The organism is Pseudomonas sp. AC239 (assembly GCF_979258545.1).
Genome location: NZ_OZ409864.1, coordinates 4,576,510 through 4,598,205, shown reverse-complemented (window position 1 = coordinate 4,598,205; position 21,696 = coordinate 4,576,510). Strand labels below are relative to the sequence as shown.

The window sequence follows — 21,696 nt, the reverse complement described above, 5'->3', positions numbered from 1 at the left end:
CGGACTCTCTGAAAAATGATGTCTCAAGCGGCGAAGGCGCCGACCCGCAGGCGGTCGTAAGCCTGCATTTCCTCGGCGTCGAGCGGGATGATGTAGGGCTCGACGGCCTTCTTGAAACTGGTCATCTTGCCGTCCTCGCCCTTCTTCAGATGACAATGGCAGAACCAATCGGCGTCGTTGCGCTGCGGATGATCGACGCGATAGTGGTACAGGCCCCAGCGGCTTTCGGCGCGGAACAACGAAGCGCGGGCGGCCATTTCGGCGCAGTCGCGGATCACGCTGGTTTCCATCGCACGCATCAGTTCGTGAGCGTTGTTGGCCTTCATCTGCTCAAGATCGCGCTCGATGTCGCTGAAGCGTTGCAGGCCGATCTGCATTTTCCTGGTCACTTTCGGCGGTTGCAGGTAGTCGTTGACGAAGCGCCGCAGCTTGTACTCGACCTGCGCCGGCGGCAGACCTTCCTGGCGATCGAGCGGCGCGTAGACCCGGGCCTGTTCCTTGGCGATTTGCTCGCTGTCCAGTGCGGAAAACTCGCGGCCGGCGACAAAGTCTGCGGCGTTGTGCCCGGCGAACCAGCCGTAAGTGAACGCGCCAAGCATGTAGTTGTGCGGCACTGCAGCCATATCGCCGGCCGAGTACAAGCCCTTGACCGAAGTCTCGGCACGCTCGTTGACCCACACGCCTGACGCCGAGTGACCGCTGCAAAATCCGATTTCCGAAATGTGCATTTCAACCATCTGCGTGCGGTAGTCGGTGCCGCGATTGGCGTGGAACTGGCCACGGCTCGGACGCTCGTTGCTGTGCAGGATTTCTTCGATGTTCTGGATGGTTTCCTCGGCCAGGTGATCGAGTTTCAAAAACACCGGACCGTTGCCGCTTTCCAGTTCCTGGTGAAATTCCCACATCATCTGCCCGCTCCAGTAGTCGCACTCGATGAAGCGTTCGCCCTTGTTGTTGGCGGTGTAGCCACCCAGCGGGCCGGTGACGTAGGCACAGGCCGGGCCGTTGTAATCCTTGATCAACGGGTTGATCTGGAAGCACTCGAGATTGGCCAGTTCGGCGCCGGCGTGATAGGCCATCGCGTAGCCGTCGCCCGCATTGGTCGGGTTTTCGTAGGTGCCCATGAGGTAGCCCGACGACGGCAGGCCGAGACGTCCGGCTGCGCCGCAGGCGAGAATCACCGCTTTGGCCTTGATCACATGGAAGTCGGCAGTGCGGCAATCGAAACCCATCACACCGTTGACCGCGCCCTCCTCGTCGGTCAGCAAACGCGTGCAGACCAGGCGATTGGTGATGCTCACCCGCGCACGTTTCAACTGCCGATACAGAACTTTCTTGATGTCGTGCCCTTCCGGCATTGGCAGTACATAAGCGCCCATGTGGTGGACCTTTTTCACCGCGTAGTCGCCGGTCTCGTCCTTCTCGAACTTCACGCCCCAGCGGTCGAGTTGTTCGATGGTTTCAAAACTGTGCGTCGCATAGGCGTAGACCGCGGCCTGATTGACGATGCCGTCGTTGGCGATGGTGATTTCCTTGGTGTACTGCTCGGGCGTGGAATGCCCCGGGATGATCGCGTTGTTCAAACCGTCCATGCCCATGCTGATCGCGCCGCTGCGTTTGACGTTGGCCTTGTCGACCAGCAGCACGCGCAAATCGCGGTTCTTCTCTTTGGCCTTGATCGCCGCCATCGGCCCGGCCGTACCACCGCCAATCACAACGATGTCGTATTCCTGTTCTAGAACGTTGCGGGTCATGCCTGCTCCCCTTTTTGCCGGTCGATCCGCAGGCGGTACTGGAACGCATCGCCACGGTAATAAAGGTGTTCGAAGTCCAGCGGCTGGCCTAGGGCGTCGTGGGTCAGACGCTCGATGCGCATGATCGGCGAGCCCGCTTCGACGTTGAGCGCCTGGGTCAGGTCGCTGTCGGCCAGCACCGCGTCGATGGCCAGATCGGCGTGGCCGAGGGCAATGCCGCAGTCGTTTTCCAGGATCAGAAAGATGTCGCGGGTAACCAGATCGGCCTTCTCCAGCCGCTCGCCGACGGCTTTGGGCAGGTAGGTGATTTCCAGCGAGATCGGCTCGCGGTTGATCAGGCGCACGCGTTTGATCTGCGCGACGATCTCGCCTTCGGTCACTTGCAGACGCTCGGCCACGCGCTTGTCGGCCGGAATGAATTTGAAACTGCGCAGGCGGTTGATCACCTCGTAGCCGCGCCCGGTCATCGACTCGGCGAGGCCTTGCAGGCTGCTGACGTTTTGAAAGGTTTTCGGCTTGGCAACGAAGGTACCCTTACCGTGGATCTTGAAGATCAGCCCTTCCTTTTGCAGATCACCGAGTGCCTGGCGCACGGTGATGCGGCTGACTTTGAACAGCGCGCCCAGTTCGCTTTCGGAAGGCATCTGGCTGTCTTGCGGGTATTCACCGTCGAGAATCCGCGCACGCAGAACGTCGCGCAGTTGGGTGTGCAGCGGAACGCTACTGAGGGAGAGAACGTTATCGGTCATCGCGGGATCACTTGTTATAACGAGTTATGACGTGATCTTAGAGTTGTTATGACGAGATTGAGAAATATTGTTTGGGCATAACCTTAGATGCGTGTTGCGCTGGCAAAATCCGTGGGAGCGAGCCTGCTCGCGAAAGCGGTGTGTCAGTCACCAAAATACTGACTGACAGGATGCTTTCGCGAGCAGGCTCGCTCCCACAAGGGGTCGTGGTCTACTCAGCGTTTGAGTATCTGATCCATGACCCAGTCGGTCTTGACGGCTTGCTCGGCCACGGCGGGGTGCTGTGATTCACCCCGAATATGCGCATTCATCCCCAGCACGTGATGCCACTGGATATGTTCGTGATGGGCAATTTCCAGGCTGATCTGCTCATCGGCAAACAGCTGCACCGGATGCTCGTCGAACACGGAAAAACCGATGCGTCCCTTGCTGCCAATAATCTCGACACGGTCCTCACGCCGGTCCGCAACAAAGTTCCAGCAACCCATGCCCAGCGCCCCGCAGGCGAATCGCCAAGTGGCGCTGACCGCATCTTCCGCCGCGTACAAACCCGCCTGACGCGCGGTGAAACCGGCGACTTCAACGATGTCGCCAAGCAGATACTGGAACAGGTCCAGGCCATGGCTGGCCAAATCGGCAAAGTAGCCGCCGCCCGCCACCGCCGGATCGGTGCGCCAATTATCGCGCCCCTCAAGATCAGCCGGCGACGGCGCTTTGGTCAGTGTCCAGCTCAGATGGCGGACATCACCGATGCGCCCCTCCTCCAGCCATTGCCGTACCTGGGCAAAGCGCGGCAGCGAGCGGCGGTAATAGGAGACGAACAAGTGCAGACCGGCAGCGACAAACGCTTGCTGCATCTCGCGGCTTTGCCCGGCGTTGAGCGCCATGGGTTTTTCCACGCAGCAATGCTTGCCGGCGGCGGCGACTTTCAGGCTGTAGGCGTGGTGGCTGTCGGGCGGTGTGGCGATGTACACCGCGTCGACTTCGGGATCGTTGATCAGCGCATCGACATCGGTGTAAACGCGGCTGATACCGTGGCGCGAAGCGTAATCGGTGACGGCTTCGAGGCGTCGACCCATCACCGCGACCAGCGCCGAACCGGGGGCCTTGTAGAAGGCCGGCCCGCTCTTGCGTTCAGCGACGCTGCCGCAACCGATCATGCCCCAGCACACCACATTCATATTCAGTCCTCAGCCAATGCGCAGCGCGCGCAGATCAAGGCGTCCGTCCTTGAGCGGCGGGCACCAGTAGTAGCCGCCGGTGATTGGTCGGCTGATCTGGTACAAGCCATCGGCGATACCGTCCTCCAGACCGCTCATGCGCCGCAGTTGCGCTTCGAAGGCATCCAGCGAGAAACCGAAAGCGAGGAACATCAAACCAGCGCGATCGCCTTCGATCCACGGCATCGAACGGCGCACAACGAACGCTTCCGGCGCGAAGCTCTCCTGCGCGGTGCGTTTGACGTGGGCGGAAATCGGCGCGTCGTCGATTTCTTCGTTATCGCTCAAGCGCCGCCCCATGATGTCGTCCTTGGCGCCGGCAGACAGGCGATGAAAACCCTTGAGGTCGTGCTGCCATTGCTGGATCGCGGCGAAGCTGCCGCCGACCAGTCCGTCAGCGCCGGAGCTTAGCAGCGCGGCGGCGACGGCGGCGTCATCGTGGGGGTTTTCCGTACCGTCCTCGTACCCGGTGAGGTCGTGGCCGTCCATGTGGCGGAAGGCTTCCTGCATCTCGACCAGACGCAAGGCCGGGGCCAGCGCGGCTTCAATAGCGTTGCAACGGTTGAGCAACTCACCCCGGTCGACACCGTGCAGCCAGATCCACAGGGCATGCTGGGTCGACGGGTTGTTCACGCCCACGCCGGTCAGCGCCGGGAAGCTGCGCAGGCCGGCGATTTCGACATTCAGCGGCTTGGTCAACGACTCACCAAAACCGAGCACCGCAGACTTGCCATCCACCAGCATCAGCAGGTTGTCGATCGCTTGCGGCAAGGCTTCAACCGACGCCATGGCGAAAAACAGATGACGTGCTTGCGCAGGAACAGGGGTGGCGAGAATGCCCGGCTGGTAGTAACTCATGTGAACTCCTTGAAAAAGTGCGCGGAGTTTACCTGTAGCCGGATGGTTTGTGTGGGTGGCGAGAGCGTCGTCGTTCAGCGTTCGACGCCTTCGATCAAGGCCTTCAAAGCCAGCGCATCGGCTGTGGCAGCGCCGCTGGCGGTGTTGTCGAAGATGCACCAGATGTCTTTGCCTTCAGCCTTCGGGCTCTGCAGGTTCTGAGCAAGCTGCTGCAAATAAGCCGCGTCATAAGCGCTGTGATAAATCCGTGGCGAGCCGTGCAGGCGCCAATACTGCAGGCCTTGCCAGCCACCCGGCGCGGTGTCGGTGCTGATCCGCGAGGGATCGACCACCGCCTGGGCAATCTGCAGGTCCACCAGCATGGCCTCAGCGCCCGTCCAGGATTCGTGTCGCGGCTCCAGCACCACGCGGCCTTGAAAAAGCTCGCGCAAGGTCCGGAAGAAAGCCTCGGCTACCGGCGCCTCAAACGCCAGTTTCGGTGGCAATTGCACCAGCAAGCAGCCGAGTCGATCACCCAAGCCCTGGCATTGCCCGAGAAACTCATCGAGCGCGGCCGCGCTGTCCGCCAGCCGTTGCTCGTGGGTAATGAGCTTCGGCACTTTCACTGCGAAGCGAAAGTCCGGCGCCACCGAGTCGGCCCAGCGTTCGTAGGTCTGACGGCGATGCGGGCGGTAGAACGAGCTGTTGATCTCCACACAGTTGAAGCGCGCGGCGTAGCGTTGCAGGTGCGTGCCCTCGGCGGGGAATGCCGGCCAGTGCTCGCGAGCGAGACTCCAGCCGGCGCAACCGATGTAGAGGGTTGAATCGTTCAAGCGCACACCGTCATTTCTTCCCGGGCAACACGGCGCCCAGTACCTGCTTGGCGGTCTGCACGATCACCCCGGCTTCGTCCGGATCGCCCTTGAGCAGGGTCGTGGCGAATTTCTTCGCTTGCTCAAGCTTGATGTGCGGTGGCAGCGGCGGCACGTTCGGGTCGGTCTTGAACTCGATCAGCACCGGCACTTCCGAGGCGAGTGCCTGTTCCCACGCAGCGGCGACCTCTTCCTCGCGATCAACGAAAATGCCCTTGAGGCCAATGGAGATCGCGAACAGGTGATATGGCACGTCCGGGATGCTCTGCGACGCTTCGAACTTCGGATCGCCCTCCATCACCCGTTGCTCCCAGGTGACCTGGTTGAGGTCTTCATTGTTGAACACCGCGCAGATCCATTTCGGGCTTTGCCACTGACGCCAGTATTTGGCGACGGTGATCAGCTCGGCCATGTTGTTCATCTGCATCGCGCCGTCGCCGACCAGAGCAATGACCGGGCGTTCCGGGTAAGCAAATTTCGCCGCGATCGCATAGGGCACCGCCGCGCCCATCGAGGCCAGGCCACCGGACAGTGAGCATTTCATGCCGCGACGGATTTTCAGATCGCGGGCGAACCAGTTGGCGCAGGAGCCGGAGTCGCTGGTGATGATGGCCTGCTCGGGCAAACGCGGTGACAACTCATAGACCACCCGTTGCGGATTGACCGGATCGGCTTTGGCCATGGCGCGTTTTTCCAGGGTTTTCTCCCAACTGCTGCGCCAGCCTTCGATCTTCTTGCGCCATTTGTTCGAGGTCTTCTGTTCCAGCAGCGGCAGCAACGCGGCGAGGGTTTCTGCTGAATCGCCGACCAGATTGACCTCCATCGGATAACGCAGGCTGAGCATGTCCGGCTGCAAGTCGATCTGCACGCCGCGCGCCTGGCCTTCCTTGGGCAGAAATTCGGAATACGGGAAGCCCGATCCGATCATCAGCAAGGTGTCGCACTCGCTCATCAGCTTGTAGCTGGGCTCGGTGCCGAGCAGGCCGATGCTGCCGGTGACCCACTGCAAATCGTCGGGCAATACCGCTTTGCCCAGCAGCGCTTTGGCGACACCGGCGCCGAGTTTATCTGCCACGGCGATGACTTGATCAGTCGCCTCCAGTGCACCGGCACCGACCAGAATCGCGACTTTCTCGCCGCTGTTCAGTACCTCGGCGGCGCGTTGCAGATCGGCTGCATACGGAACGACTTTCGGCTTGCTGTAGCCGACGCCGGAATGCGCGGTGCCATGGGCGCGCGCCGGTTGTTCGTAAGGCAGATCCTGCAAGTCGTTGGGCAGAATCAGCGCGGTGACGCGGCGCTCGCCGACAGCGGTACGCACCGCGCGATCAAGCAGATGGCGCACTTGCGATGGCGCCGAAGCCTGCTGCACGAACGCGCCGGCAACATCCTTGAACATCGACACCAGATCCAGCTCTTGCTGGTAGTGACTGCCCAGCGCCGTGCGCGCCTGCTGACCGACGATGGCCAGCACCGGCATGTGGTCCATGCGCGCATCGTAGAGGCCGGTGATCAAGTGCGAAGCGCCGGGACCGGAGGTGGCGATGCAGACGCCCAGCTCGCCGGTGAACTTGGCGTGGGCCGAGGCCATGAACGCAGCCATTTCCTCGTGCCGTGCCTGGACGAATTCGATCTTGCCCTTGGCCCGGCTCATGGCGCCGAACACGCCGTTGATGCCATCGCCCGGATAGCCAAAAATCCGCGTCACGCCCCATTCGCTGAGCCGTTCAACCAGAAAATCCCCTACTGTCATCGTCATCTTGACCCTCGCCATTTGCTGCTGCATGGACATGTAAGGGTCTGGACAGCCCGCTTAGCGATGAAGTTTCGATGGATTGTGTGGGCATGGCCCTGGCCCCATGTTTACGCAGCAATGATTTTTTGAGGCGAGTGCCCTGCCCTGCGGTCGATTGAGAAATGATCGAAGGAGGATGGGCCATGACTGAAGTACAAACCCTGCTGCTCGAACGCCATGACTGGGTACCGAACAATCCGCGTTTGCCGGTGCTGATCTATCGCGGCGCGGTGGCCATCGAGGGCGAGGACCCGGCGGCGCGCTTCGAGCAGACGTTCGGCGCCAACGGCTGGCCGGCGCAGTGGCGCTACGGCATTTATGACTATCACCACTACCACACCGAAGGCCATGAAGTGCTTGGCGTGGCGGCCGGTCAGGCGCGGTTGATGTTGGGAGGGCCTGATGGGCAAGTGGTCGACGTCAGTGCCGGGGATGTATTGCTGCTGCCGGCCGGGACCGGGCACTGCAATCTGGAATCGAGTGCGGATTTTCTCGTGGTCGGTGCTTATCCGCCGGGGCAGCAGGCGGATATCTGCCGGGCCGCGCCGAGTGATGCGCAGTTGGCGCGGATCGAGGGGCTGGCGTTTCCTGAAACAGATCCGGTGCAGGGAGTCGGGGGTGCGGTTGGGCGGTATTGGAGCTGTTAGGCGCGGCGACCCTGCCGCCGCTTTCGCGAGCAGGCTCGCTCCCACGGGAGATTTGTGCCTGACTCCGAACCTGTGGGAGCTGGCTTGCCAGCGATTGCGGTGGGTCAGCCAATATTGATGCTGGATGTGCCGCCGTCATCGCTGGCAAGCCAGCTCCCACAAGGTAGTGTTCTCAATCCTTTCGAGATACGGTGTCTACCTGTTCTCTCCCAGCATCGACGAGGTCCGTTTCATGAGCAATGCGTCTTACGTTCCGCCCAAGGTCTGGAAACACGAAGCCCCGTCCGGCGGCCACTTCGCCAGCATCAACCGCCCGATCGCCGGGCCGACTCATGACAAAGAGCTGCCGGTCGGCAAGCATCCGTTGCAGCTGTATTCGCTGGCCACGCCCAACGGCGTCAAAGTCACCATCATGCTCGAAGAGCTGCTCGCACTCGGGCACAGCGAGGCCGAATACGACGCCTGGCTGATCCGCATTGGCGAGGGCGATCAGTTCTCCAGCGGCTTTGTCGAGGTCAATCCCAATTCGAAGATTCCGGCGCTGCTGGATCGCAGCGTCGAGCCGCCGATCCGGGTGTTCGAGTCCGGTTCGATCCTGCTGTATCTGGCGGAAAAGTTCGGCGCTTTGCTGCCAAAGGATCCGGCCGGTCGTACCGAAACCCTCAACTGGCTGTTCTGGCAAATGGGCTCGGCGCCGTATCTGGGCGGTGGCTTCGGGCATTTCTACGCGTATGCGCCGGAGAAGCTCGAATACCCGATCAACCGCTTCACCATGGAAGCCAAACGGCAACTGGATGTGCTCAACCGCCGTCTCGCTGATAACGCCTATCTGGCCGGCGACGAGTACACCATCGCTGACATCGCCGTGTGGCCCTGGTACGGGCAACTGGTGCGCAACAACGTTTACTCGGCGGCGGAGTTTCTCGCGGCGCATGAGTACACCCATGTGCAGCGCTGGGCGGAAGCAATCGCCAAGCGGCCGGCGGTCATCCGTGGGCAACGGGTGAACCGCACCTGGGGCGATGAAGAAAGCCAGGTGCCGGAGCGGCATGGGGCAGAAGATCTGAATTGAACCAGACGCGGTCTGTCTGACCGACCACCAGGCAAAAACTGTGGGAGCGGGCTTGCTCGCGAAAGCGTCGCGTCATTCAACAAATGTGTTGGCTGACACGACGCTTTCGCGAGCAAGCCCGCTCCCACATTCGTTTCCACGAGAGCATCGATTCAATTGTGAAAAATTCATTAACTAACTGAGCCGTACGGGTTTATTCCCTCAGAAACTTCCTACATACTAATGCGAATAATTCTTACATGCACTCGCATCAGTTTCGTTTGGGTAATCTGGGGAAGCAGATAGATGTCGTTTCACACGATCCACCGCCGTTCGAACCTCTCACCTAACCTCCTCGCAATCGCCATCGGCATGGCCAGCATCGCACCTGCGCTGGCCGAAGAAACCGCACCCACTGCGCCAGCCAATGGCCCGCTGGAACTGCAAGCGACCGAAATCGGCGCCACGCAGATGAGCAGCACCACCGAAGACACACAGTCCTACACCACCGGCCCGATGCAGACCGCGACCAAGCTGTCGCTGACCATGCGCGAAACGCCGCAGGCGGTGACGGTGATCACTCGCCAGCGCATGGACGACCAGAACATGACCAGCGTCAACGACGTGGTGCGTGGCACGCCGGGGCTGTTCCTCAGCGAGGCCAGCGGCCCGGGCCGGCAGACTTACAAGGCGCGCGGTTTCGACATCGACAACATCATGTACGACGGCCTGCCCAGCTCATATTCGCCGTTCACTTTGGCCGTGCAACCAAACCTGGCGATGTTCGACCGAGTGGAAATCGTCCGTGGCGCAACCGGCCTGGTCACCGGTGCCGGCAACCCGTCGGCGGCGATCAACATGGTGCGCAAGCGCCCGACCGCCGATCAGCGCGTGACCCTCACCGGCGCCGCCGGCAGCTGGGATGACTACCGTGGCGAAGTCGACGCCTCCAGCCCGCTGAACGACAGCGGCACCCTGCGTGGCCGGGTGGTGACGTCGTATCAGGGCGCCGACAGTTTTCGCGACAAGGAAGAAAACGATCACGGCCTGTTCTACGCCATCGGTGAAGCCGACCTGAGCGACAGCACCACAGCGACCCTCGGTTTCTCCCGGCAGAACGATCAGACCAACTATTTCTGGGGCGGCCTGCCGATCGGCGAAGACGGCCACCACCTCGACCTGCCCCGCTCCACCTATCCCGGTACCGATTGGGAGAACCGCAAGCTGCAAGTCGACACCGTATTCGGTGAAGTCGAACACCGTTTCGACAACGACTGGAAACTGCACCTCGGCGGCTCGACGTCGACCCTCGAGGGCGAATTCTCCGGCACGTACCTGTCGCGTTACGACGGCCCGCTGGAAACCACCGCCTACCAGTCGCACCACACCGACAAGCAACGCGCCTTCGACGGTTTCGCCAGCGGCCCGTTCGAAGCGTTCGGCCGTACCCACGAATTGGTGGTCGGCGCGAGCAATCGCGTGTACGACGCCACCACCAAGGAATACTCGCCCTACGACACCGGCCTGCCGATCGCCGCGCCAAAACCTGACTTCGTCCGTAGCGGCAAGTCGCGCAACGTCACCACTCAGGATGCGGTTTACCTGACTACTCGCTTGAGCCTGGCCGACCCGCTGACGTTGATTCTCGGCAGTCGTCTGGACTGGTATGACTACGACGATCGCAGCGCCGACGGCGACTTCAAAGTCACCCGCAACCTGACCCGTTACGCCGGCCTGATCTACAAACTCGACGACCATCACTCGGTCTACGCCAGCTACACCGACATCTTCACCCCGCAAACCCAGAAAGATCTCGGCGGCAAAGTGCTGGAGCCGATCGTTGGTGAAAACTATGAGGTCGGTATCAAGGGCGAATATTTCGACGGTGCGCTGAACGGCAGCGTGGCGGTGTTCCAGATGGACCAGACCAACCGCGCCACCCAGGCAGCGACCCAGCTCGGCTGCCCGGAACTGACCTGCTACGAAACCTCCGGCAAGGTTCGCGCCCAAGGCGTGGACATGGAACTGCAAGGTGCGCTGACCGAGCAATGGCAAGTCGGCGCCGGCTACACCTACACCCGCGCCCACTACATCAAGGACGAAAATCCGGCCAACAATAATGAGAAATTCGACACCGACATGCCCGAGCACTTGTTCAAGGTCTCGACCGTGTACCGCTTCCAAGGCCCGCTGGAAAAACTGCGCGTGGGCGGCAACGTCTACTGGCAGAGCCGCATGTACAACGACATCGCTTTGGCCAATGGCAGCAGCTATCGCCTGCAACAGGGTGGCTATGCGACCACCGACTTGATGGCCGGTTACGAGGTCAACAAGCACCTCGACCTGCAGGTCAACGCCAACAACATCTTTGATCGCAAGTACTACTCCTCCATCGGCACCGACGTGACCTGGGGCTCGACCGACAACTACGGCACGCCGCGCAGCTACATGATGACCGCGAAGTACAAGTTCTGAGTCGATAGTGGTCAGCAAGTAACGCCAAATGCGCCGGGACTTTTCCCGGCGCCCTTTTTTGCATGTTCATTAGGCATGGCCGGGAATTACCGATAGTCTCTGGCGACACTTTCGCGAAGCGCCGGCCATGCCCCAGACAGATTTCTCCTCCGACCTCGAAGCCATCGGCAGCATTGACGCCGTGCCGGTGATCCTGAGCATGGTCAAGCACATGACCGGCATGCGCTTCGCCGCCGTAGCGCGGGTTACCGAGAGCAAGTGGATCGCCTGCGCCGTGGATGACTCGATCGACTTCGGCCTGTTGCCTGGCGGCGAGCTGGTGCTGGAATCGACGATTTGCCATGAAATCCGTCAGCACCATCAGCCGGTGATCTTCGGCCACGCCAGCCAGCACCCGCTGTTCTCCAAGCATCACACGCCGAAAACCTACGGCCTGGAAAGCTACATTTCCATTCCCATCATCAAGGCCGATGGCGAGTTTTTCGGCACGCTGTGCGCCATTGATTCGGTTCCGGCAAACCTTGACGACCCGGCCATCGAAAAGACCCTGACCCTCTTCGCCCAGTTGATCGCAATGAGCCTGGACACCCAAGGTCATCTGCACGCAACCAGAACCGCGCTGGCCGATGCCAACGAATTGGGCCGTCTGCGCGAGCAATTCATCGCCGTATTGGGCCATGACTTGCGTACGCCGCTCAGTGCCATCCGCATGAGCGCCGATCTGTTGGAAAGCAAAGCCGAGGACAAGCGCTCGCGTACGCTGTTGTCGGCGATCCGCACCAGCTCGGTGCGCATGGGCGTGCTGATCGAAAACATCCTCGACTTCGCCCGGGGTCGGCTTGGCAGTGGCATTCCGGTGCAGCGCAAACTGGTCGATGATTTGCAGCAAACGTTGCGCCAGACCCTGGACGAAATTCGGGTGGCGTACCCGCAGGCGACGTTTATTGATTCGCTTGAAGTGCCGACCGGGGTTTATTGCGACCCGCTGCGCATCAGCCAACTGTTGTCGAATCTGCTGGGCAACGCCGTGACCCACGGCTCCACGGCCGAACCGATCGTGCTCAAAGCCTTTGCCGAGGGCGACGAGATCGTTATTTCGTTGACCAATCAGGGCACGCCGATCCCGCCTGCGCTGATGCCGCTGCTGTTCGAACCGTTTTCCCGTTCCGAAGCAGGCCAGCGTCATGAAGGGTTGGGACTGGGCTTGTACATCGCCGGGCAGATTGCCAATGCGCACAACGGCACCTTGAGCGTGACGTCCGACCGTGAAACGGGCACCTGTTTTGTCGCGCGCTTCCCTGCCCGCTTCAGGTGGGTCTGAGCGCCGGTCTAAGTATTCAATGGCGTCTGCGGCGTGTCCGGGTTGAGCTGGCGGCGGCGGAACTGCCCAGGTGGCTGGCCATGAATCTGGCGAAACCGCCGGGAGAAATAGGCCTCATCGGCGAACCCGCACAACCGCGCCACCTCGCCCACCGAGCGCGTACTGTTGAGGAGGAAGTTGCGCGCGGCGTGCATGCGCCGCTCCAGCACCAGCTCGGTGAAGGTCTTGCCGATCTCCTTGCGCAGCCAGTGCGTCAGGTAAGTCGGTGACAGATAGGTCGCAGCGGCGACTTTGATCAGGTTGAGATCAGGATCGGCGATGTTCTTCCGCAAGTATTCGAACATGCGGCTCAAGGCGTCGCGACGGCTGTTCTCGGCGGCATTCTCTTCCGCCAGACGCTTGAGCGGTTCGGCATAGAGAAAACACACGCTGCCAATCATCTGCAGCAAGAGCCCTTTGAGCATTTCCCGCGTGCCGAACTGACGATTCTCATCAAGTGCGCGCATCTGCTCGATCAGGCCACAGACCTGAGCGAAATCCTCATCGCCCAAAATGAAATCCAGATGCTCCTGAAAGCGGAACGGCGACAGCTCCGGCGCGAGCAGGATCGACACTTCTTCCAGGTCCATCGGGTCGCATTGCAGATGCGGCAAGAGGAACGTCTGGGAAAAGTTGATGACGATGAAATTGCTGTCCTCGGGATGCGGAATCACGTGTACGCGGTGCGGCAGGATGAACGCCAGGGTGTTGCGCGGGAATGGCCGCTGGACGCTGCCGATGTGCTGCACGGTGTCGCCGCCGAGGTTGATCTGGATCTGGAAGTACTCATGCCGATGAGGAGCGGTTTCGGCGCGCCGACCCTTTTTGTCGCGAATGTAGAAATCGGTCAATTCGCTGCGTTGCTGCATGACGTAGGTCGGAATACGGCTGGGTGAAGACATGGGCAGGAGGTCCTCCGGGCAGTGAGGTGGCGCTTGTCATCTTGCAGGGTTGAGCGGTGGTCGGCAATCAGTCATACGATGACGACGGCGCCTGGAGTTTTTTCTGCCGACGGAGTGGCAATGCGCCTGTCCAAAAGCAGAAATAGTCGAAGATAAACACAAAGTGATTAATTTCAGAAGCTTAGAAAATATTCCTGATCTGAATTATTAAAACTTAACGCATTTATTTTTTTGGACACGTTCGCCAAACCGGCTTTTGTGAAGAAAAAACGTTCTAACCCATCGGTTGATTTAGAACCGTTGTACGACCACTGTAATGACCAACGCAGCCCAACCTCTTTCAAAAACAATCAAAGGTGCGCACGTCATGATCCTGCTATTTCCCCTCACCGCCCCGCCCGACCTCCCCTTGAAGTCAATCGCACAAAGACGTTCCTGAACGTCTGAAACCCGCGCTGCAACCCGTTCGCTTGCCTTGCCCCACACGTTGCGGGCAACGGCATCGGCTGCTCGAAAAATCTCGACTCTACTAACAATAACGAGGTCTCCGCATGTCCAACTCCCATTCCTCCAGTGCCACTGTGCCGCCGGTGATAGCCGGCGCACGCGATGCCGTAACGACGCAGCGTCTGCCTACGCGGCGGCGCTGGTTCATGCTGTCGTTGCTGCTGATCGCGACGATCATCAATTACATCGACCGGGTGAACATCTCGATCGCCGCGCCGTTCATGGCCAAGGATCTGGGTCTGGACAAGATCGAGATGGGCCTGATTTTTTCCGCCTTCGCCTGGACCTATGCGCTGGCGCTGGTGCCGGCAGGGTTTATCGCTGACCGGTTCGGCTCGCGCTTCACCTACGGCGTATCGCTGATCAGTTGGTCGACGGTCACTGTCTGTCAGGGTTTCGCCACGGGGTTTGCCTCGCTGTTCGGCCTGCGCCTGGCAGTCGGCGCCATGGAAGCCCCGGCTTTCCCGGCCAACAGCCGCGCCGTGACGGTGTGGTTCCCGGCGCGGGAACGCGGGCTGGCCAGCAGCATCTACGTGTGCGGCCAGTACCTCGGTACGGCACTGTTCACCGGCGCGCTGCTTTGGCTGGCGACCACCTTCGACTGGCGCCACGTGTTCTACAGCACCGGCGCACTCGGCATCGTTTTCGGTGTGTTGTGGCTGTACCTGTATCGCGACCCGCTGAACTGCAAGAAAGTCAGCCAGGAAGAATTGAAGTACATCGAAACCGGTGGCGGTCTGGTCAAGAGCAGCCAGGAGCGCACCCGTTTCAACTGGCGGCAGATTGCCGAGCTGTTCAGCTATCGGCAGATCTGGGCGATCTGCATCGGCAAATTCGCCAGCACCTCGGCGCTGTACTTCTTCCTCACCTGGTTCCCGACCTACCTGATCGAAGAACGCAAACTGACCATGATCAAGGCCGGGATCTTCGCCGTGCTGCCCTTCGTCGGTGCGACCGTGGGAATCCTGCTGGCCGGCATCGTTTCCGACCTGCTGATCCGTCGCGGCTACTCGATGTCGTTTGCGCGCAAATTGCCGCTGGTGGTCGGTTCGATGCTGGGCATGTCGATCGTGCTGGTGAACTTCACCGACTCCAACCTGATCTGCATCGCCGTGCTGACCATCGCTTTCTTCGCCCAAGGCATCGCGTCTTCGTCGTGGGCGGCGGTGTCGGAAGTGGCGCCGAAAGAGCTGATCGGCCTCACCGGCGGCATTACCAGCCTGGCGGCGAACATCGGCGGCATCGTCACGCCGATCGTGATCGGCGCCATCGTCCACGCCACCGGCACCTTCGCCTATGCCTTCTGGTTTATCGGCGGCGTGGCACTGATCGGCACCCTCTCCTACTCGTTGCTGCTCGGGCGCCTGTATCGCATCGAACTGAAGGTGCGCTGAGGCGAATAACCCGGATTTGTCCAAACGCAGGCGGCTTTCGTCCAACTTCGCCGACGCCAGCCGCCGTACGCTGCCCTTTCAAACAGGATGACCCGCAGGATGAACATGACCGAATACGTCTTTACCCCGGATCTGCCGGTGACCTTGCCGGTCCTCGGCACCGAGCAGCGCTTCCCCGTCGGCCGAGTGTTCTGTGTCGGCCGCAACTACCCGTGGCCGGACTCGCAAGGCCAATCGCGCCAGCCGCCAGTATTTTTCATGAAACCGGCAAGTTGCGTGGTCGATGCGCTCGGCGACGTGGCTTTCCCCTCGGTGTGCGAGGACTTCGTTCACGAAATCGAACTGGTCGTGGCCATCGGTGAAGGCGGCGCCAATATCCCGGAGGATCAAGCGCTCGCCTACGTCTGGGGCTACGCCGCCGGCCTCGACCTGACCCGCCGCGATGTGCAACACGCGGCGAAAAGCAACGGTTTGCCGTGGGAAGGCGCCAAGGTGTTCGACGGCGCCGCGCCGATGACTGCCGTCGTCCCGGTGAGCCGCTGCGGCCATCCCGAAGGCGAGTTGTGGCTGAACGTCAACGGCGAAGAACGCCAGCGCGACAACCTCGACAGCCAGATCTGGTCGGTCAGTGAAGTGATCGCGCGCATCTCGCAATCGGTGGCCCTGCGCGCCGGCGACCTGATCATGACCGGCAGCCCCGCCGGCGTTGACAGTCTGCAACCGGGCGATGTGATTAGCGCCGGCATCGACGGCATCGGCGACCTGGAAATGCGCGTCGGCCCACGGCCCTGACCCAGCGGTTCAGAAAAAAGGAGAACAACAATATGAATACCCCTTTGAAAGTCGCGCTGGTCACCGGCGCCGGCACTGGCATTGGCCGCGCCGTGGCGCTGGGCCTGATGGCCGACGGTTTCACCCTCGTGCTCGCCGGCCGCCGGCCCGAGCCTTTGCAGGCGCTGGTCGAACTGGCGCAGAGCCAGGGCCACCAAGCACTGGCGGTCCCCACCGACGTGCGCGATCCGGACAGTGTCGACGTGCTGTTCGCGACCATTGCCGAGGTCTACGGCCGCCTCGACGTGGTCTTCAACAACGCCGGCGTCAACGCCCCCGCCGTACCGCTGGACGAGTTGACCTTCGAGCAATGGCGCAACGTGATCGACACCAACCTCAACGGCGTCTTCCTCTGCGCTCGCGGCGCGTTCGGGCTGATGCGTAAACAACAGCCGCAGGGCGGGCGGATCATCAACAACGGTTCGATCTCGGCACACACCCCGCGCCCGTTCAGCAGCGCCTACACCGCGAGCAAACACGCCGTGCTCGGCCTGACCAAATCGCTGGCGCTGGACGGCCGCGAATTCAACATCGCTTGTAGCCAGATCGACATCGGCAATGCCCTGACGGAAATGTCGGTGCGCATGACCAAAGGCGTACGCCAGGCTAACGGCAGCATCGCCGTCGAGCCAATGGTCGACGTCAAACACGTCGCCGATGCGGTGCGCTACATCGCCGGCCTGCCGCTGTCGGCCAACGTCCTGAACATGACCGTCATGGCCAGCGCCATGCCGTTTGCCGGCCGCGGTTGAGCCGGCCTTTTTATTGCGTAACGAGGTAGCCATGAAGCCAGAAATCCTGCAACTGAGCCCGATCCTGATCCCGGAAATCAACGCGCGTCTGGACCAACTGTTCACCGTACGTCGCTACTTCCAGCAACCGGACAAAGCCGCCTATATAAAAGAACACGGCGCCAACATTCGCGGCGTTATAACGGGCGGCCACACCGGCATCAGCCAGGCGCTGATGGCGCAACTGCCGAACCTTGAAGTGGTGGCGGTCAATGGTGTTGGCACCGACGCCGTCGACCTGGCCTACGCCCGCGACCGTGGCATCCGCGTCACCGCCACCATCGGCGCCCTCACCGAAGACGTCGCCGACCTCGCCATCGGCCTGCTCATCTCGGTCTGTCGAGGCCTGTGCACCAGCGACCGCTACGTCCGCTCCGGCCAATGGCCACAAAGCCCGACCCCACTTGCCCCGCTGCCCTTGGCCCGACAAGTCTCCGGCATGCGCATCGGCATCGTCGGCATGGGCCGCGTCGGCCGCGCCATCGCCACCCGCGCCGCCGCCTTCGGCTGCCCGATCAGCTACACCGACCTGCAACCGATGAGCGACGTCCCCCACACCTTCATCGCCGACCTCAAACAACTGGCCCGCGACAGCGACGCCCTGATCCTCGCCGCTGCGGCGGACAAGGGCGAAGCGATCATTGATGCGCAAGTGCTGCAAGCGCTGGGTAAGGACGGTTATCTGATCAACGTCGCCCGGGGCAAACTGGTGAACGAAGCGGACCTGGTTGCCGCGCTTGCGGCTGGTGAAATTGCCGGGGCTGGGCTGGATGTGTTTGTCGATGAGCCGAATGTGCCTGAAGCGTTGTTTGGTAATGAACAAGTGGTGCTGCAACCGCATCGGGCCAGCGCCACGCTTCAGACACGCACGCGGATGGGGGAAATGGTCGTGGCGAGTCTGGTCGATACGTTTGCGGGGAACGTGCCGGTGGGGTGTGTGACGGGGTAAACGGGTTCCGGAGCGCTGTTCGTGATCGCGGCACACACCGCCTTCGCGAGCAGGCTCGCTCCCACAGGTTTGATTGCGTACATTCAGTGAGAAATGGGGCGTCTGTCAGGCCGCCTTCGCTGGCAAGCCAGCTCCCACAGGTTTTTGTGGCGTGAACAGGAATTGGTCAACACCCAACGTCCAATGCAGCCTTGCTCTCAACGGAAAAGCAAAAGCGAAGGCCAGATCAAAAGATCGCAGCCTTCGGCAGCTCCAGTTGGATCGCGTTCCGCTCAAGAACAGGTCGGCTGGCAGGCCGCCTTCGCGAGCAAGCTCGCTCCCACAGGAAAGCAAAAGCAAACCAAGCAGGCCGTCCCGCCACCCAACACGATGAGCGCAAGCTCGAGTAGCTTTTGATCCTGGAGCCCGTCGGCAGGCTGAGGGGAGGGATTGATCCGGGGGTGGGAGCGCAGCGACCGTACGACGCAGTCGTACACAGCGGAAGGAGGTGCAGCGAAGCAAACCGTAGCCGCTGCGCCCGGATCGATTCCGGAGCGAAGGAACCCCGAGCTCCAGCGAGCGGGCCGAACGTCAGGGCGAAGCCTTTTTGGGTACTTTTTCGGCGTCTGGAAAAAGTGCCTCGCCGTAAGCGAAACCGCCAGCCGCAACACCACCAAAAAAGGATATACACCCAAAAACCCCGAAGCATGGTCGGCCCAAAGGCCGCCAAGTCCCAAAAAAAAGCCCCACAACCGAAAACCAGTGTGGGGCGAAAAAATTGGTTGGTTGCGGCCAACCAAAGGAGCTCTGTCAAAACCCGTCAAGCGCTCAGATCAAATGCACTCCTGAGCCGCCCGCTCAAAACTCGAAGGCAACAGATTCGACGCCAGCAAATGCCGCTCATAAATGAACACCTTGCCGCCCTTCCCCGCCTTGTACGCCTCCAGCACGTTGTCCGCCGACACCTTGCTCGGCACCACAATCCGATAACTGCGCTGATTCTGCGAAACCGTCGGGTTCAACGCACTGCCCTGCAACTTCGGCACCACGCAATCGGCGTACTGCGCCGGCGTTTTGCTGGTCTGCAACGTCAGCGTCGGATCGTTCGGCGCTGAAGCGCAACCGGCGAGCAACAGGGAAACAAAAGCCATGGCTGGCACGAATAAAGGACGCATGGGGTAAATCCTGAAAATAAAGGTTCGGTTCAACCGGCAACGGTTCGACTTCACGGCATCGCCGCTGCCATTCAATTTTTGGAGAATCAGCTCGACGCCACCAAGGCCTTGAGCGACACATCGAATTGCTTCAGCGCATTGAGTTGCAGGTCACGCTGCTGATTGATCTGCGCGGCGATTTGCGGCGCCGCACGGTCATGCACCCAGACCGAAGGCAACTCCTGCTCGATTGCGCCCTCGGCCTTGCCGATGTATTGCAGGTCGGCGTCGTAGAACCGTGCAGAGAAGCGCGCCTCGACGAGACTGTTGCGTTGGGTCAGCAAGCGATTGAAGGTGTCGAGCTTGACCACCACATCCGGATGGGCCTGAAGCAGTTCATCCAGGTTGTCGTAAACGGTCACCGAGACGAACTGTTGCTGCAGCGAACTCACCAGCCAGTCGAGCGCCAGTTCCGGGTCGGAGCTGCCGACAAAGGCGTCGCGGATTTGCGAGTCCAGTGCGTCCTTCGCGCCGTTCAGCGCCATGTCGTGGTAGCGCTCCAGGTATTGCAGGTTCTGCAGCGTGTTTTCGCTGAGCAATACACCTACGGTCTGCGTGTGCTGCAACGCCGAGGCGCTGGCAGCGATGGGTTGCAGGTGACACGACCGGGCGTCGTCTGCGTAAGCCGGTGCGGTAACCACCCCGCCCATCAGCAGGGCGATCATTGCCAGTCGAGTCAGAATGTTCATCGCGCAATTTCCTTGAGCTGCGTCTTCGATGGAGGCGATTTTCCGCCGATCGCTGGCAAAGCAGAACTTGCGTTTCTTGATGGTCACTATTACTTCCAGCAATAGTTGCGTGCCGCGCAGACTGATGCACACTGCGCAAACCAAGAAAAATGATGAGGGTCTCGCCTTGAGAACGTTTGATCTGATCCGTGATGCCGTGCTGCCCGAATATCGCGAGCGCGTAGCCGAATACCTGATGCAGTACGAAAGCGTCCTGCTGGACAAAAATGCGCGTGACAAGCCATTGATCCGCGACACCGCCCAGCAACTGCGCGGTTACCTGCGCGGGCTCAACACCACGCGAGTGCTGGGCATGGCCTATTGGGAAGAGCTCGATCGCCGCGTTATTGACACATGGCTGACCGCCCAGGAGTGACCGCCGGAGCGCCAGTGGTCTGCCCGGCGACGCGCCCCCTGCGAAAAACCTGACCAAACGCTTACAATCGCAGGCCTATTGCCATACATACAGGCCTGCCCGGAAATGCCGCTCGACCCGCCAACGATGCTGACCATCACGATCGCCCTCGCAGCCGCTGCCGCGCTGTATCTGGCGGTCGAATGGCGCAGCATCCGTGAGCCTTCGCTACTGTTCTGGAGCGCCGGTTTCGCCACCATCACCATCGGTTCTACCCTCGCCCTGCTGCGCAGCAGCGGTTTTCTGCTGCTGGGCATCTGGTTCGCCAACGGTCTGCTGGTGACTGCACACTTCTTTTTCCTGCTCGGCGTCGCGCGCTTCACCCAGACCCGACTGTCGCCGGCGTGGTACCTGGTTTTCGCAACGTGGCTGATCATGTTGATGTTGCCGGACGGACCGCTGTGGTCCAAGGCCATGCTGGTGGCCAACTCGCTGCTGGTGGCGCTTCCGACACTCAAGGCCAGTTCGCTATTGCGTCCGCACGGCAAGTCACTGAGCGTCGGCGCGGTGCAACTGCGCTTTGTGCTGCTCGCCCATGGCATCTTTTATGTGGCCAAGGCTCTGACCGTAGTGATCCCCGGCACGCTGATCGATCTGGCGGCGTTTCGTGGCGAGATCATCCAGATTTCACTGGTCGAAGGCGCCATGGCGATCATGTTGATTGCGCTGTCGATGACCGGCACCGAGCGTTATCGCCGGGAAAAGCAGATCGCCCGCCTCGCCGAGCGCGATCCGCTCACCGCCCTTTACAACCGCCGCGCCCTGGAAAAACGCACGCCACGCCTGCTCGCCAGCGTAGGCCCGCAACGCCCGGGTGCGCTGCTGTTGATCGACATCGACAACTTCAAACTGGTCAACGATCAGTATGGGCACATCGCTGGCGACCGCTTGCTGATCGCTTTGAGCGAGATGATCCGTGCCCAGCTACCGGCCAATGCGCTGACTGCGCGCCTGGGTGGCGATGAGTTTTTGATGTTGCTCAACAACGCTTCGCCCGAAGCTATCCTTGAACTGGGCAATGCCTTGCGCGAACAGTTTCTGGCCCTGGCGTCGCACACCTATCCCACGTCCGCTGCGGTGACCTTGAGCATCGGCGCCACCCTGTTCGACAAACCACCAGCCAGTCTGGATGCGCTGATCGAACTTGGCGATGCCGCGCTCTACGAGTCCAAACGTGGCGGCCGCAACCGCTTGCGCCTGTCCGGCCTCGCCATTTCAGGATGACC

General features: G+C 61.1%; 19 protein-coding genes. 10 read left to right on the top strand and 9 right to left on the bottom strand.

Features of this window, described 5'->3' with window-relative positions; all coding sequences use genetic code 11:
* Nucleotides 1–23 precede the first annotated feature (23 nt).
* From ACZ0AZ_RS21100 to ACZ0AZ_RS21075, 6 genes are all read right to left on the bottom strand, one after another.
* Entirely contained in the window at nucleotides 24–1,754 is a 1,731-nt protein-coding gene (locus tag ACZ0AZ_RS21100) for a fumarate reductase/succinate dehydrogenase flavoprotein subunit (protein WP_463538063.1), read from the bottom strand.
* Nucleotides 1,751–2,503, bottom strand: coding sequence for a GntR family transcriptional regulator (locus tag ACZ0AZ_RS21095; RefSeq protein ID WP_039758705.1), 753 nt, complete (start codon nucleotides 2,501–2,503; stop codon nucleotides 1,751–1,753). The genes ACZ0AZ_RS21100 and ACZ0AZ_RS21095 overlap by 4 nt, the downstream gene beginning before the upstream one ends.
* A 215-nt stretch (nucleotides 2,504–2,718) precedes the next feature.
* A complete protein-coding gene (locus ACZ0AZ_RS21090) occupies nucleotides 2,719–3,684 on the bottom strand; it encodes a Gfo/Idh/MocA family protein (RefSeq protein ID WP_463538062.1) in 966 nt (321 codons plus the stop codon).
* A 9-nt stretch (nucleotides 3,685–3,693) separates the two neighbouring features.
* The gene (locus ACZ0AZ_RS21085) at nucleotides 3,694–4,581 is read right to left on the bottom strand and encodes a Dyp-type peroxidase (RefSeq protein WP_463570699.1); all 888 of its coding nucleotides are present in this window, start codon (nucleotides 4,579–4,581) and stop codon (nucleotides 3,694–3,696) included.
* 74 nt (nucleotides 4,582–4,655) lie between these two features.
* Nucleotides 4,656–5,393 (bottom strand): DUF72 domain-containing protein, encoded by a 738-nt coding sequence (locus ACZ0AZ_RS21080; protein WP_463538061.1) that lies wholly within the window; start codon nucleotides 5,391–5,393, stop codon nucleotides 4,656–4,658.
* A gap of 10 nt (nucleotides 5,394–5,403) precedes the next feature.
* Nucleotides 5,404–7,191, bottom strand: a complete 1,788-nt coding sequence (locus ACZ0AZ_RS21075) for a thiamine pyrophosphate-requiring protein (RefSeq protein WP_463538060.1) — start codon at nucleotides 7,189–7,191, stop codon at nucleotides 5,404–5,406.
* Between the two features lie 179 nt (nucleotides 7,192–7,370).
* Here ACZ0AZ_RS21075 and ACZ0AZ_RS21070 point away from each other — a divergent pair, with 179 nt between their 5' ends.
* The 4 genes from ACZ0AZ_RS21070 (at nucleotide 7,371) to ACZ0AZ_RS21055 (ending at nucleotide 12,721) form a co-directional block, all read left to right on the top strand.
* Nucleotides 7,371–7,874 carry a cupin gene (locus ACZ0AZ_RS21070; RefSeq protein WP_463538059.1) on the top strand — a complete coding sequence of 168 codons (504 nt, stop codon included), beginning with the start codon at nucleotides 7,371–7,373 and terminating at the stop codon, nucleotides 7,872–7,874.
* A gap of 232 nt (nucleotides 7,875–8,106) precedes the next feature.
* Nucleotides 8,107–8,946 (top strand): glutathione-dependent disulfide-bond oxidoreductase, encoded by an 840-nt coding sequence (gene yghU / locus ACZ0AZ_RS21065; protein ID WP_310405055.1) that lies wholly within the window; start codon nucleotides 8,107–8,109, stop codon nucleotides 8,944–8,946.
* 285 nt (nucleotides 8,947–9,231) lie between these two features.
* On the top strand, nucleotides 9,232–11,400 hold the full coding sequence (locus tag ACZ0AZ_RS21060; RefSeq protein WP_463538058.1) for a TonB-dependent siderophore receptor: 2,169 nt from the start codon (nucleotides 9,232–9,234) through the stop codon (nucleotides 11,398–11,400).
* Between the two features lie 127 nt (nucleotides 11,401–11,527).
* Nucleotides 11,528–12,721, top strand: a complete 1,194-nt coding sequence (locus tag ACZ0AZ_RS21055) for a GAF domain-containing sensor histidine kinase (protein ID WP_463538057.1) — start codon at nucleotides 11,528–11,530, stop codon at nucleotides 12,719–12,721.
* Nucleotides 12,722–12,729: 8 nt separating this feature from the next.
* Here ACZ0AZ_RS21055 and ACZ0AZ_RS21050 read toward each other — a convergent pair whose 3' ends face one another.
* Nucleotides 12,730–13,662: a helix-turn-helix transcriptional regulator gene (locus ACZ0AZ_RS21050; protein ID WP_039758730.1), complete on the bottom strand. Its 933-nt coding sequence runs from the start codon at nucleotides 13,660–13,662 to the stop codon at nucleotides 12,730–12,732.
* A 551-nt stretch (nucleotides 13,663–14,213) separates the two neighbouring features.
* On the opposite strand from ACZ0AZ_RS21050, the gene ACZ0AZ_RS21045 reads away from it, so the two are divergent.
* From ACZ0AZ_RS21045 to ACZ0AZ_RS21030, 4 genes are all read left to right on the top strand, one after another.
* Nucleotides 14,214–15,563: an MFS transporter gene (locus ACZ0AZ_RS21045; protein ID WP_129998545.1), complete on the top strand. Its 1,350-nt coding sequence runs from the start codon at nucleotides 14,214–14,216 to the stop codon at nucleotides 15,561–15,563.
* Nucleotides 15,564–15,662: 99 nt separating this feature from the next.
* Nucleotides 15,663–16,355, top strand: coding sequence for a fumarylacetoacetate hydrolase family protein (locus ACZ0AZ_RS21040; protein ID WP_463538056.1), 693 nt, complete (start codon nucleotides 15,663–15,665; stop codon nucleotides 16,353–16,355).
* Between the two features lie 32 nt (nucleotides 16,356–16,387).
* On the top strand, nucleotides 16,388–17,146 hold the full coding sequence (locus ACZ0AZ_RS21035) for an SDR family oxidoreductase (RefSeq protein ID WP_415762698.1): 759 nt from the start codon (nucleotides 16,388–16,390) through the stop codon (nucleotides 17,144–17,146).
* Between the two features lie 31 nt (nucleotides 17,147–17,177).
* Nucleotides 17,178–18,134, top strand: a complete 957-nt coding sequence (locus tag ACZ0AZ_RS21030; protein ID WP_039758738.1) for a 2-hydroxyacid dehydrogenase — start codon at nucleotides 17,178–17,180, stop codon at nucleotides 18,132–18,134.
* 812 nt (nucleotides 18,135–18,946) lie between these two features.
* Here ACZ0AZ_RS21030 and ACZ0AZ_RS21025 read toward each other — a convergent pair.
* Complete coding sequence (locus tag ACZ0AZ_RS21025) at nucleotides 18,947–19,288, bottom strand: YajG family lipoprotein (RefSeq protein ID WP_039758740.1); 342 nt, start codon at nucleotides 19,286–19,288, stop codon at nucleotides 18,947–18,949.
* 86 nt (nucleotides 19,289–19,374) lie between these two features.
* Nucleotides 19,375–20,016: a class II glutamine amidotransferase gene (locus ACZ0AZ_RS21020; RefSeq protein WP_039758743.1), complete on the bottom strand. Its 642-nt coding sequence runs from the start codon at nucleotides 20,014–20,016 to the stop codon at nucleotides 19,375–19,377.
* Nucleotides 20,017–20,182: 166 nt separating this feature from the next.
* Between ACZ0AZ_RS21020 and ACZ0AZ_RS21015 the strand changes: the two genes are divergently transcribed.
* Together ACZ0AZ_RS21015 and ACZ0AZ_RS21010 are read left to right on the top strand one after the other, a co-directional pair.
* Complete coding sequence (locus tag ACZ0AZ_RS21015) at nucleotides 20,183–20,431, top strand: hypothetical protein (protein ID WP_129998743.1); 249 nt, start codon at nucleotides 20,183–20,185, stop codon at nucleotides 20,429–20,431.
* A gap of 105 nt (nucleotides 20,432–20,536) precedes the next feature.
* Nucleotides 20,537–21,694, top strand: coding sequence for a GGDEF domain-containing protein (locus ACZ0AZ_RS21010; protein ID WP_039758745.1), 1,158 nt, complete (start codon nucleotides 20,537–20,539; stop codon nucleotides 21,692–21,694).
* Nucleotides 21,695–21,696: the final 2 nt, after the last annotated feature.

What these genes read in the sequence shown, in the direction of transcription:
- ACZ0AZ_RS21100 (WP_463538063.1), bottom strand. Translation starts at nt 1,754, where the DNA reads ATGACCCGCAACGTTCTAGAACAGGAATACGACATCGTTGTGATTGGC.
- ACZ0AZ_RS21095 (WP_039758705.1), bottom strand. Translation starts at nt 2,503, where the DNA reads ATGACCGATAACGTTCTCTCCCTCAGTAGCGTTCCGCTGCACACCCAA.
- ACZ0AZ_RS21090 (WP_463538062.1), bottom strand. Translation starts at nt 3,684, where the DNA reads ATGAATGTGGTGTGCTGGGGCATGATCGGTTGCGGCAGCGTCGCTGAA.
- ACZ0AZ_RS21085 (WP_463570699.1), bottom strand. Translation starts at nt 4,581, where the DNA reads ATGAGTTACTACCAGCCGGGCATTCTCGCCACCCCTGTTCCTGCGCAA.
- ACZ0AZ_RS21075 (WP_463538060.1), bottom strand. Translation starts at nt 7,191, where the DNA reads ATGACGATGACAGTAGGGGATTTTCTGGTTGAACGGCTCAGCGAATGG.
- ACZ0AZ_RS21070 (WP_463538059.1), top strand. Translation starts at nt 7,371, where the DNA reads ATGACTGAAGTACAAACCCTGCTGCTCGAACGCCATGACTGGGTACCG.
- yghU (WP_310405055.1), top strand. Translation starts at nt 8,107, where the DNA reads ATGAGCAATGCGTCTTACGTTCCGCCCAAGGTCTGGAAACACGAAGCC.
- ACZ0AZ_RS21060 (WP_463538058.1), top strand. Translation starts at nt 9,232, where the DNA reads ATGTCGTTTCACACGATCCACCGCCGTTCGAACCTCTCACCTAACCTC.
- ACZ0AZ_RS21055 (WP_463538057.1), top strand. Translation starts at nt 11,528, where the DNA reads ATGCCCCAGACAGATTTCTCCTCCGACCTCGAAGCCATCGGCAGCATT.
- ACZ0AZ_RS21050 (WP_039758730.1), bottom strand. Translation starts at nt 13,662, where the DNA reads ATGTCTTCACCCAGCCGTATTCCGACCTACGTCATGCAGCAACGCAGC.
- ACZ0AZ_RS21045 (WP_129998545.1), top strand. Translation starts at nt 14,214, where the DNA reads ATGTCCAACTCCCATTCCTCCAGTGCCACTGTGCCGCCGGTGATAGCC.
- ACZ0AZ_RS21040 (WP_463538056.1), top strand. Translation starts at nt 15,663, where the DNA reads ATGAACATGACCGAATACGTCTTTACCCCGGATCTGCCGGTGACCTTG.
- ACZ0AZ_RS21035 (WP_415762698.1), top strand. Translation starts at nt 16,388, where the DNA reads ATGAATACCCCTTTGAAAGTCGCGCTGGTCACCGGCGCCGGCACTGGC.
- ACZ0AZ_RS21030 (WP_039758738.1), top strand. Translation starts at nt 17,178, where the DNA reads ATGAAGCCAGAAATCCTGCAACTGAGCCCGATCCTGATCCCGGAAATC.
- ACZ0AZ_RS21025 (WP_039758740.1), bottom strand. Translation starts at nt 19,288, where the DNA reads ATGCGTCCTTTATTCGTGCCAGCCATGGCTTTTGTTTCCCTGTTGCTC.
- ACZ0AZ_RS21020 (WP_039758743.1), bottom strand. Translation starts at nt 20,016, where the DNA reads ATGAACATTCTGACTCGACTGGCAATGATCGCCCTGCTGATGGGCGGG.
- ACZ0AZ_RS21010 (WP_039758745.1), top strand. Translation starts at nt 20,537, where the DNA reads ATGCCGCTCGACCCGCCAACGATGCTGACCATCACGATCGCCCTCGCA.